Source organism: Streptomyces sp. NBC_01334 (assembly GCF_035983595.1).
In the GTDB taxonomy this organism is placed as follows: Bacteria; Actinomycetota; Actinomycetes; order Streptomycetales; family Streptomycetaceae; genus Streptomyces; species Streptomyces coriariae.
Window position 1 is genome coordinate 9,734,270 of record NZ_CP130718.1, and the last position, 12,858, is coordinate 9,747,127.

The following is a 12,858-nucleotide window of genomic DNA, read 5'->3' on the forward strand; positions in this document are numbered from 1 at the left end:
CGCGCGCCGACCATCGGCCGGCGCCGCGGATCCGGCTCAACGTCCTTTCGAGAGTGCACGGTCGGGCCGGTGCGAATCCAGCCGATACGGAGCGCCCGGGGAAAGTCTCGTGTTTTCCCTAAAGTTCGTCGCGGGCGCGGCTATCCCGGAAGCCGCGTTCTTTAGGGAAAAACCTGAATTCCGTTCGCAGGGCCGGATCGGGCTTGACCGGGTTCGCCCGGCTGCCTCAGCGTGAGGACCTCGTGAACCGGCGCCGGGCCGCGATACGGCCACGTCCCCGGAGCGCGGCCGTAAATGCCGGCCCGGTGGGCCGGGGCCGCTTCCCTGTCAGACCGACCGGGCTCTTTCCGGCCGGGCCGTTACGGCTTGCCACGTGAGGGTTGTGCTATGTCACTCCACGAGGAGTCTCTCCCCGAGGACGAACGTCGACCGCTGTCCGGCGCCCAGGAAGGCCTCTGGTACGCGCAGCGGCTCGCCCCCGACAGCGCCGCGTACAACACCGCGGAGGCGGTGGAGATCCACGGCGGCCTGGACACCGCACTGTTCGAGGCGGCGCTGCGCCGCACGGTCGGCGAGGCCGGCACCTTCGCGCTGCGCTTCCTCGACACCGACGACGGCCCCCGCTGCCGTCCGGCGCCGGACGCCGACGACTGGCCGCTGCACCGGGTCGACGTGAGCGACGCCGCGGACCCGGAAGCCGCCGCCTGGAAACTGATCCGCGCGGACCTCGCGACCCCGGTGGACACCGACAAGGGCCCGCTGTTCGCGCACACCCTCCTCACCCTCGCCGCCGACCGCCACATTTGGCTGCTGCGGGCCCATCACCTCCTGCTCGACGGCTACAGCTACAAGCTCCTCGGCCGCCGCCTGGCCGACGTCCACAACGCGCTGGCCGAGGGCCGCGACCCCGGCCCCGGCGGCTTCGCGCCCGTCGGCCGGCTGCGGACCGAGGAGGCCGCCTACCTCGCCTCCGAACGCCGTGACCGTGACCGCGACCACTGGACCCGCCGCCTGGCGGACCTGCCGGAACCGGCCCGCCTCACCCGCCGTACGGCCCCGCCGCGTGCCCCGTTCCTGCGCCACACCGTCGAACTCGGCCCCCCGGACGCCGAGGCGCTGTCCGCCGCGGCCGCCGGCCTGGGCATCACCCGCGCCGACCTGCTCGCCACCGCTCTCGCCGTCTACCTGCACCGCATGACCGGCACGGACGACCTCGTCCTCGGCATGGCCACCATGAGCCGGCTCGGCAGCGCCGCCCTGCGCACCCCGGGCACCGCCTCCGACGTGCTGCCCCTGCGCGTCAGCGCCCGCCCGGGCACCCCCTTGGCGGAGTTCGCGCGCACGGTGGCCGACGAGCTGGCGGCAGTACGACGGCACCAGCAGTACCGGGGCGAGTTCATCCGCCGCGACCTCGGCCTCCTCGGCACCGGGCGCCGCCTGCACGGACCCGTGCTGAACATCGTCCCCTTCACCGAGGAACTGGACTTCGCCGGCAGCGCGGCGACCTGGCACCACCTGTCGGGCGGTGCCGTGGACGACCTCCAGATCAACGTCCGGCCCGGCATCCGGCCCGGCGCCCTCTGGCTGGCCTTCGACGCCAACCCCCACCTGTACGAGGCGGACGAACTCGCCCTGCACGGCGAACGGTTCCTCGCGCTGCTGCGGCGGCTGGCGCAGGCGGCGCCCACCACCGCGCTCGCCGATCTGGACCTGCTGCTGCCCGGCGAGCACCCGCGCGACCGGCCGGTACGCGAGTTCCCGGTCACCGGCACGCTCACCGAGCTGTTCGAGCGGCAGGTGCGCGCCCGGCCCGGACGGATCGCCGTCACCCACCAGGGCGCCCACCTCACCTACGGGCAACTCAACGAAGAGGCCAACCGGTTGGCCCGGCTGCTCGTCGAACGCGGCGCGGGACCGGGCCGCACGGTGGCCCTCGCGCTGCACCGGGGCCCGCGGCTGCTGCCCGCCCTGCTGGCGGTCCTCAAGACCGGAGCCGCCTACCTCCCGCTGGACCCCGCCCACCCGGCCGAACGCCTGCGCCTGGTCATGGCGGACGCGGCGCCCGTCCTCCTGGTCACCGAGGGCGGCCTCGCCGCGGACCTCGGCGGTGACGTCACCGCCGTCGTCCTGGACGAGCCCGCCGTCACCGCCGACCTCGCCGCGCGCCCGGCCGCCGACCTGACCGACGCCGACCGCGGCGGACCGACCGGCCCGACGCACATCGCGTACGTCATCCACACCTCCGGCTCCACCGGCCGCCCCAAGGGCGTGCCCGTCCCGCATTCCCACGTGGTCCGGTTGTTCGCCGCGTCGGCCGAGCACTTCGACTTCGGCGCCGACGACGTGTGGACCCTCTTCCACTCCTACGCCTTCGACTTCTCCGTCTGGGAGATCTGGGGCGCCCTGCTGCACGGCGGCAGGCTCGTCGTCGTGCCGTACGCCGTCAGCCGTTCCCCACGGGACTTCCTGCGGCTGCTGCACGACGAGGGCGTCACCGTCCTCAACCAGACACCGTCCGCCTTCGAACAGCTGGTGGACGCCGACGAGGAGCCCACCGCCGGAGCGCTGCGCTACGTCGTGTTCGGCGGGGAGACGCTGCGTCCCGAACGGCTGCGCCCGTGGACCGCCCGGCACGGCCTCGACCGGCCGGCCCTGGTGAACATGTACGGCATCACCGAGACCACCGTGCACGTCACCCACCACCGCCTCACCCCGGACGACCTGACGGACCCCCGCCGGGGCAACGTCGTCGGCACCCCGCTCGCCGACCTGCGCGTGTACCTCCTGGATCCGCAGGGCCGGCCCGTGCCGCCGGGCGCCGTCGGCGAGCTGTACGTCACCGGCGCCGGGGTGACCCCCGGCTATCTGCACCGCCCCGAACTGACCGCCGACCGCTTCCTGGACGACCCCCACGGCCCGCCCGGCAGCCGCATGTACCGCTCGGGCGACCTGGCCCGGCTGCGCGCCGACGGCACCCTCGACCACCTCGGCCGCGCCGACCGGCAGGTGCAGCTGCGAGGCTTCCGGGTCGAGCCCGGCGAGATCGAGGCCGTCCTCGCCGAGCACCCCGGCATCGCCCGCGCCGCCGTCGTCGTGCGTCGTGCCGACCACGGCGCCGAGCAGCTCGTCGCCTATCTCGTGGCCACCGGTGAACGACCGCCCGCCGCGGCCGAGGTGCGCGCCCACGCGGCCGCCCACCTGCCCGAGCACATGGTTCCCGCCGCCTGTGTGCTCATGGACACCCTGCCGCTGACCGCCAACGGCAAGCTGGACACCGACGCGCTGCCCGCGCCCGACCTCACCGGTGCGGCGGCCGGCGCCCGACCCGCGAGCACCGAACAAGCGCTGGTGTGCGCCCTGTTCGAGGACGTGCTGAAGCTGCCCCGGGACACCGTCGGCATCGACGCCAACTTCTTCGACCTGGGCGGCGACTCGCTGCTCGCCACCCGGCTGCTGGCCCGGCTGCGCCACGGCTCCGGCACCGACGTGCCGATCACCGCCCTGTTCGAAGGTCCGTCGCCCGCCGCCCTCGCCCGGCTCCTCGACGGCCGCCCCGGCACGGCTCCCGGTCGGCCCGCTCTCGGCGAGCGGCCCCGCCCGGAGCGCGTCCCGCTGTCCTACGCCCAGGAACGCATGCGGTTCCTGAACCGGCTCGACGGCTCCACGGCGACGTACAACATCCCCCTCGTCGTGCCGCTCGGCGCCGCCGCCGACACCGAGGCGCTGCGTGCCGCGCTGGGCGACCTCGCCGACCGGCACGAGATCCTGCGCACGGTGCTCGCCGACCACGACGGCACGCCGTACCAGCGGATCCTGCCGGCCGGCGGGCCGCGCCCGCCGCTGCCCACCGTCGACTGCCCCGCCGACGAGATCGGCGCGCACCTGGCCGCCGCCTCCCGCCACCGCTTCGACCTCACCGACGAACCTCCCCTGCGGGCCTGGCTGTTCGGCACCGGTGCGGACCGGACCCTGCTGCTCCTCCTGCACCACAGCGCCGCCGACGGCTGGTCCCTGCGGCCCCTCGCCGACGACCTGACCACGGCCTACGCGGCACGCCGCGCGCGCACCGCCCCGGCGTGGGACGCGCCCTCGGCGCAGTACGCGGACTACGCGCTCTGGCAGCGGGCCCTGCTCGCCCCCGGGCCGGACGGTACGGGACACGTCGAGCGGCTCACCGCGCACTGGCGGCAGGCGCTGGCCGCGGCACCGCAGGAGTGCACCCTGCCCGGCGACCGGCCCCGGCCGACGGCACCGCGCGACGGCGCCCATGTCACCGAGCACGTCCCCGCCGCCCTGCACCGCGACCTCACCGGCCTCGCCGAGCGCGAGGGCAGCAGCCTGTTCATGCTGCTGCACGCCGCCGTCAGCGCCCTGCTCACCCGCTGCGGAGCCGGTGAGGACATCGTGCTGGGCGTCCCCGTCGCCGGGCGCTCCGAACCCGGCCTGGACGATCTGATCGGCCTGGTCACCAACACCCTGGTGCTGCGCGCCGACACCTCGGGCAACCCCGCCTTCCGTGAACTGCTGGCCCGCGTCCGGCCAGGCGACCTGGCCGCGCTCGGCCACCAGGAACTGCCCTTCGACCGGCTGGTCGACGAACTGAACCCGCCCCGCCGGCCCGGCCGGCACCCGCTGTTCCAGGTCATGCTCGCCCTGCAGAACAACGAGCCCGCAGTGCTCCGCCTCGACGGGCACCCGGCGCTGCTGCGGCCCACCGCCACCGGCACCGCCAAGTTCGACCTCTTCGTGGACGTCCTGGAACGGCACACCGCCGACGGCACCCCCGACGGTCTGGACCTGCACATCGAGTACGCCACCGACCTGTACGACCCGTCCACCGCCGAGGAGTTCGCCCGCTCCCTGGGCAGGCTGCTCGCGGCCGTGAGCGCCGACCCGGACGTACGGCTCGGCGGGCTCCCGGCGCCTGCGCCGCGCACACCGGCCGAGGCACCCGGCCCCGACACCGCAGGTCTGACCGAGGCGGCCCGCTCCGTGCCCGGCATCCGCGACGCCGTCGCGCTGCCCGCCGCCGACGGCGGACCGCCCCGGCTGTTCGTGGTACCGGGCCGCGCGGAGGCCACCGAGGCCGTCGAACGCCTGCTGGAGCGCACCGGCACCACGACCGTCGGCGTCACCGCCGTCAGCACCCTGCCCCGCGATGCCGACGGCGCCCTCGACCCGGCCGCCCTCACCGCCCTGCCCGCCGTCGACCGCGCCGCCGCCGGGGCCTGGCAACAGCGCCTCGCCCGCGTCACCGGTGTCGGCGCCGCCGAGGCAGGGGTCGAGGACACCCCGCGGGAACTGGCCCGCAGGCACGCCGCCGCCCCGCGCCGCGCCGCACCGGCGTCCGACGGCGGCACCCGTGGGGCGGCCGGGACACGGCCCGCCCTCAGCGAGGGCCCCGAGCAGGCCGAACCCACCGTGGCCACCTGGGCCCAGGCCCTGGTACGGGCCGCCGACCACGCGCGGGGCGACATCGTGCACGTCCACCCCGACGGCAGCGAGACCCGCCGTGACTACGCCTCCCTCGTCCCCGAGGCCTCCCGGGTCCTCGCCGGACTCCGGCGTGCCGGACTGCGCCCCGGCGACCAGGTGATCCTCCAGTGCGACGCCGGTGAGGACTTCCTCGCGGTGCTGTGGGGCTGCATCCTCGGCGGCTTCGTCGCCGTACCGCTCACCGTGCCCGCCTCCTACGACACCCCCTCGGCCGCCCTCACCAAACTGGAGGGCATCTGGCGGATGCTCGGCCGGCCCTGGATCGTCTGCTCGCCCGCGCTGGAGGCGGGCCTGCGCGACCGGATCGGCCACGACGGCGGTTCCGGTCTCCGGCTGACCACAGCCGACGCCCTGCGGGACGCACCCGAGGACCGCGACTGGTACGCCGCGCAGCCGGACGACCTCATCCTGATGCTGATGACCTCGGGCAGCACCGGCCTGCCCAAGGCCGTCCGGCTGACCCACCGCAATGTGCTGGCCCGCTCCGCCGCCACCGAGGCCATGAACGGACTCGGCGCCGACGACGTGACCCTGAACTGGATCCCGCTCGACCACGTCACCGGCGTCGTCATGTTCCACCTGCGGGACCTCTATCTGGGCTGCCGGCAGATCCACGCGCCCACCTCCTGGATCCTCCAGGACCCGCCGCGCTGGATGGACCTCGCCCACCGGCACCGGGTCAGCGTGACCTGGGCCCCCAACTTCGCCTTCGGGCTGCTCGCCGGACAGGCCCCGCGCTTCGCGGACCGCGACTGGGACCTGACCCCGATGCGGCTGGTGATGAACGCCGGCGAGGTCGTCGTGGCCGCCGCCGCCCGCGGCTTCCTGCACGCGCTGCGGCCCTTCGGACTGCCGCAGGACGTGATGCACCCCGGCTGGGGCATGTCCGAGACCTGCTCGGTGGTCACGGACGCGGTGCTGCCCGCCGAACCGCCCGGCACCGACGAGACGTTCGTCAGCTGCGGCCTGCCCTACCCCGGCTTCGCCATGCGCGTCGTCGGCGAGGACACCACCGTGCTCACCGAGGGCGAGGCCGGCCGGCTCCAGGTCCGGGGCACCTCCGTGACCGGCGGCTACCACGACAACCCGGCGGCCAACGCCGAGGCGTTCACCGACGACGGCTGGTTCGACACCGGCGACCTGGCGTTCCTGCGCGACGGCGAGCTGTTCATCACCGGCCGCGCCAAGGACGTCATCATCGTCAACGGCGTCAACCACTACAGCCACGAGATCGAGACCTGCGTCGAGGAACTGCCCGCCGTGGTCCGCAGCTTCACCGCGGCCTGCGCGGTGCGCTCCGACGCGTCCATCGCCACCGACGAACTCGCCCTGTTCTTCCACCTCGCCCCCGTCCCCGACCGCGCCGCCGCGCTGCGGGAGATCGCGGGCAAGGTCACCCGCGAGATCGGCGTCAGCCCCGCCTTCCTGGTCCCGGTCGGCCCCGGCGACATCCCCAAGACCGAGATCGGCAAGATCCAGCGGACCAAGCTGCGCAAGAGCTTCGAGGCGGGAGACTTCGACGACGCCGTCCGTGCGGCCCACCTGCTGCTGGGCACCGCCGCCACCCTCCCCGACTGGTTCCTGAAGCCCGTGTGGCAGCCGGCCGCCCCGCGCGCCCCGCGCGTCCTGCCGCCCGGCCGGCACACCCTGGTCCTGGCCTGCGACGGCCCCGGGACCCACGGCCTCGCCGACCGCCTGGCCCGGGCCCTGCGCGCCGACGGCGCCCGGTGCACCGTCGCCACGGACGGCCCGTCCTACGAACGCCTCGACGCCGCCCGCTACCGGATCCGGCCCGCCGAGGACGCCGACCACACGGCGCTGCTGCGGGACCTGGCCGCCGACGAGCGGCCGGTCGACGCCGTCATCCACCTCACCGCCCCGCACGGCGGCGACGCGGCCCCGGACGAGTCGGCCGCCCTCACCCTGCTGGCGCTCGGCCGGGCGCTCGGCACCCGGCCGGCGGACCTGCTCCACGTGACGGTGGACGCCCAGGCGGTCGGCGCGGGCGAAGCGCCCTCCCCGGCCCAGGCCATGGCCGGCGCCGTCCTCAAGTCGCTGCGGGAGGAGTCACCGGGGCTGCGCTGCGTCCACCTGGACGTCGAGCGGGACACCGACCCCGTACCGCTCGTGACGGCGGAGGCCGCACAGCAGCCCGTGGACACCGAGGTGGCCCACCGCGGCGGACGGCGTCACGTGCGCCGGCTGGCCCCGCTGCCCGAGGCACCCGACCGCAAGGAGCCGCCCGCCACCGACGGCTTCCACCTCGTCAGCGGAGGGCTCGGCGGAGTCGGCGGCGCACTGGCCGCCCACCTGCTGGCGACGCCTGGCGCCCGCCTGCTCCTCCTCGGCCGCAGTCCGCTGCCCGAGGACGGCGGAACCCACCAGCGGCTGCGAGAGCTGGGCGACGTGCGCTACGCGTGCGCCGACGTCACCGACGAGGACCAGGTGCGGGCGGCGGTGGACGGGGCCACCGAGGCCTGGGGCGTCCCCCTGACATCGGTCTGGCATCTGGCCGGCGCACTCGTGGAGCGGCCCGTCGGCGACCTGGACCCGGACGCCTGGCGCTCGGCGCTGGACGCCAAGGCACACGGCGCCTGGACCCTGCACCGGGTCAGCGCCGACCATCCGGTGACCTCGTTCGTGCTGTTCTCCTCCGTCAACGGCTGGTTCGGCGGCGCCATGAACACCGCCTACGCCGCGGCCAACGCCTACCTCGACGCGCTCGCCCTGCACCGCCGCGCCCGGGGCCTGCCCGCGCAGAGCCTGGCCTGGAGCATGTGGCACGAGCGGGGCATGAGCAGCGGCTACGGTCTCACCGCACTCACCGAGGCACGCGGCTACCGGTTACTGGACGCGGCCGCCGCACTGCGCTCCCTCGATCTCGCCCGCACCCTGGACGAACCCCATCTGCTGATCGGCGCCGACCGCACCGCCCCCTGGGTCCGCAGCCATGTCGCCGAACCGGCCCGGCAGGTACGGCGGCTGGCCGCCCGCGTCGCGCTGGAGGAGGGCGCCGACCTCGGCGCCCTGCACCGGGCGGCTGCCGACGCCGCGGGCGTCGCCCCATGGGTGCTGCGCGCCGCCGGCAGCGCCGAACGGCCGGAGGCCGCCGACGACACCGGGGGACGGATCCACGCCCTGGAACAGCGGCTCGCCGAGCTGTGGTGCGGGGTGCTGCACCGCGACCGGGTCGGCCGGGACGAGAACTTCTTCGACCTGGGCGGCAACTCCCTGCTCCTGGTCGGCGCGCAGAGCGCCGTCAACCAGGAGTTCGGCTGCGAACTGACCGTGGTCGACCTGTTCGCGCACCCCACCGTGCGCGACCTGGCCCGCCACCTCGTCGGCCGTACGACAACCCCCGGGACCCCGACCGACGGCGCCGGGGACCCGCCGAGCGGGCTGGACCGGGCGAACGAACAGGCACGACGGCAGCGCGCGGCCCGGGCCCGCCGCTCCGCACGGAACGGAAAGGGCCAAGGCCATGCATGAGACCAACGGGCCCCTGGACACACCGGAGGAGGACCTGCCGGCCGTCGCCGTCATCGGCATGGCCGGCCGGTTTCCCGGCGCCGACGACCTCGACGCGTTCTGGGACAACCTGGCCGCGGGCCGCGAAGCCGTACGACCCGTCACCGACGAGGAGTTCCTGGCCGCCGGCGGCGACCCGCGCGACCTGGACGACCCGTCGCTGATCCGCATGGCCTCCGTCGTCGAGGGCATCGACCGCTTCGACTCCGGATTCTTCGGCTACCTGCCCGCCGAGGCCGCCGTGGTCGACCCCCAGCAGCGCCTGCTGCTGGAGACCGCCTACCACGCCCTGGAGAACGCGGGCTGCCTCGCACCCGGCACCGATCACGGCACCTTCGGCGTGTACGCGGGCGCCGGCGACAGCCGGTACTACCCCGCCCACGTCCACCCCCGCCACGCCGGACAGCCCGGCTCCGTCGAGCTGGTGCACGCGGCCACCGCCAACTCCCTGGGCACCCTCGCCCCCCGCATCTCCTACGAACTGGGCCTGACCGGCCCCAGCATGTCCCTCCATACGGCCTGCTCCACCGCGCTCGTCGCCGTGCACACCGCCTGCCAGGACCTGCTCGACCACCGCTGCGACACCGCCCTCGCCGCCGCCGTCTCCCTCAACCCCTCGGCGGCGCTCGGCTACCGGCACGTACCCGACGGGCCCTTCTCGCCCGACGGACACTGCCGGGCGTTCGCTGCGGACGCCGCCGGCACCTCCTCCGGGGACGGCGTCGGCGCGGTCGTCCTCAAACGGCTGGCGGACGCCCTGGCCGACGGCGACCGCGTCCGGGCCGTGATCCGGGGCAGTGCCGTCAACAACGACGGACGGCGCAAGGTCGGCTTCAGCGCGCCCAGTTCCGCCGGACAGACCGAGGTCGTGCTGGCCGCGCAGGCCCAGGCGATGGTGGACGCCGACAGCATCGGCCTTGTCGAGGCGCACGGCACCGCGACGCGCCTCGGCGACCCCATCGAGGTGGCCGCGCTCACCGAGGCGTTCCGGGAGTCCACCCGACGGCGCGGGTACTGCGCGCTGGGCTCGGTGAAGACCAACATCGGCCATCTGGGCGCGGCGGCCGGCATCGCCGGGCTCATCAAGGCGGTCCTCGCCCTGGAACACCGGCAGATCCCGCCCAGCCTGCACTTCGACCGGCCCAACCCGCTCATCGACTTCGCGGCCGGACCGTTCCGCGTCCCCACCGCGCTGGAGGACTGGCCTGCCGCCGGCCACCCCCGGCGGGCCGCGGTCAGCGCCTTCGGGATCGGCGGCACCAACGCCCACGTCGTCCTGGAGGAGGCCCCCGCTCCCGCCCCCGTACCGCCGCGCGCCCCCGAGGACGGCGGCCGCCTGGTGCTGCCGCTGTCCGCCGGGACCGCCGGCGCCCTGCGCGGTCAGGCCGAGACCCTCGCCCGCCACCTGGAACGCCGCCCGGGCCTGCGCCTGGACGACGTGGCGCACACGCTGCGCACCGCCCGCCCCGCCCTGCGCCACCGCCTGACCGTCAGCGCCGCCTCCCGCGAGGAGGCCCTGTCCGCCCTGCGCGCCGCCTCCCCCGACACCCCGGCCGTGCCGGACGAACCCGCCCGGGTGGCGTTCCTGCTGCCGGGCGGTGGCACCCAGTACCCCGGCATGGGCGCCGAGCTGTACCGCGACCAGGACGTCTACCGCGACACCGTGGACGAGTGCGCCCGCATCCTGCGCCCCGTCCTCGGCACCGACCTGCGCACCTCCCTCTTCGAGGACGCACCGGCCGACCACACCGCCACCTTCCTCGGCCTGGTCGTCACCGAGTACGCCCTCGCGCGCACCCTGATGGCCGCCGGGGTCCGCCCCGACGCGCTCATCGGCCACTCCCTGGGCGAGTACACGGCGGCCTGCCTGGCCGGGGTCATCGACCTCGCGGACATGCTGCCCCTGGTCACCGAACGGATCCGGCTGATCAGCAGGGCGGGCGGAGCGACCGTCAGTGTGGCGGCCCCGGCCGAGGAAGTACTGCCGCTGCTCGACGAGGAGTTGTCCCTGGCCGCGATGAACGGGCCCGCCGCCTGCACTGTCGCCGGATACGAGGAGGCCGTGGCCCGCTTCGAGCGGGAACTCGCCCGCCGGGACCTCCCGTTCCGCCGGGTGCGGATACCGGCCGCCGCCCACTCCCACGTCCTGGACCCGGTGCTGGAGACGTACGAGAGGCACCTGCGCGGCGTCACCCTGCGCCCGCCCCGCATCCCTTTCGTCACCAGTGTCACCGGCACCTGGATCACCGACGCCCAGGCGACCTCGGTCCGGCACTGGCTCGACCACACCCGCCGCACCGTGCGGTTCACCGACGCCGTCACGGCCCTGTGGGAGCGCGGGCACCCGGTCCTGGTGGAGATCGGACCGGCGGACACCCTGACCGGACTGGCCACCGCCCAGCTGGACCCGGACACACCGGTGACGGTCACCACCATGCGGCACGCCAAGGCCGACGCCCGCGACGGCTTCGTCCTCGCCGAGGCGCTGGGCCGGCTGTGGAGCGCCGGTGCGGACGCTGCGCTCCCGCCGGTGCCGGGCACGCCGCGGCCGGTGCCGCTGCCGCCGTACGCCTTCGAACGGCACCGGCACTGGATCGACGCCCCCGGCGCCCGCTCCACCGCGTCCGACACCCCGGACACGGTCCAGGACGAGCCGCACCTCGCGCCCCGGCCCCGGCTCACCACCGAGGCCGTGCCGCCGCGCACCGAGCGGGAACAGGCCGTCGTCCGGCTGTGGGAGCAGACCCTCGGCATCGGCGGCATCGGCGTCCACGACAACTTCTTCGACCTCGGCGGCGACTCCATGCGGGCCGTCCTGCTGGCGGGCCGGCTCCGCCGGGCCGGGGTGCTCGACGTACCCGCCGCCACCCTGCTGGCCGCGCCGACCGTCGCCGGTGTCCTCGCCGCCACCGAGGACACCGACGACCAGCGGTCCGGCGGCACCGCGAACGCCCTCGCCCCCCTGTTGCCGCTGCGCCGCGAGGGCGGCGCCGCACCGCTGTTCTGCGTCCACCCCGGCGCCGGCGTCTCGTGGCGCTACACCGGCCTGCTGCCCCACCTCGGCGGCGACCAGCCGGTGTACGGCATCCAGGCCGCCGGTCTCGACGGCACCCGGCCGCCCGCACCCGACGCCCCGGCCATGGTCGCCTCCTACGTCGATCTGGTCCGCGAGGTCCAGCCGCACGGCCCCTACCGGCTGCTGGGCTGGTCGTACGGCGGCTTCGTCGCCCACGCGATGGCCTGCGCGCTCCAGGAACAGGGGGAGTGGGTGGAACTCCTGGCCATGCTGGACGCCCCGCAGCCCTACGCCGGCGCGTACGACGCCGGGACGGCCGAGCGCCAGGTGGCGGCCCTGCTGATGCGGGTGGCCGGCCTGCCCGTACCCGCGGACGGCGAACCGCCCGCGGTGGCGACCGTCCTGGACCGCATCGACGCCAAGGTCACGGCGGATCCCGCCGGTTCTCCGGTCGACCGCGCGCAGGCCGCCGCCGTGGCCGACGTCATGCGCAACAACCTGCGCCTCGCGCCCCGGTTCGAGCCCGGTGTCTTCCACGGGGACGTCCTGTTCTTCAGCGCCGACGACGAACCGGCCACGGACTTCGCCGGCGACCTTGCCGTACTGCCCGGCAAGGCGGACGCCTGGCGGGCCCAGGTGCGGGGCACCCTGCACGATCACCGGGTGCCGTGCGGGCACTACGAGATGACCGAACCCGAGCCCCTCGCCCTGATCGGCACGGCGGTAGCCAAGGCACTGCGCGGCACCGCCGATCCCACCGCGCCCGTACCCGTTCCGCCCCCCGGGGGCCCCGACCGTCCAGGAGACCCCGCATGACC

The 12,858-nt window shown here is 75.4% G+C and carries 2 protein-coding genes; both read left to right on the forward strand.

The annotated features are described in order from the left end of the window. Positions 1-387: 387 nt before the first annotated feature. Positions 388-8,985 (forward strand): non-ribosomal peptide synthetase, encoded by an 8,598-nt coding sequence (locus OG736_RS43055; protein ID WP_327187335.1) that lies wholly within the window; start codon positions 388-390, stop codon positions 8,983-8,985. Continuing rightward, positions 8,978-12,856 (forward strand): type I polyketide synthase, encoded by a 3,879-nt coding sequence (locus OG736_RS43060; RefSeq protein WP_327187336.1) that lies wholly within the window; start codon positions 8,978-8,980, stop codon positions 12,854-12,856. The genes OG736_RS43055 and OG736_RS43060 overlap by 8 nt, the downstream gene beginning before the upstream one ends. The last annotated feature ends 2 nt before the right edge of the window (positions 12,857-12,858 follow it).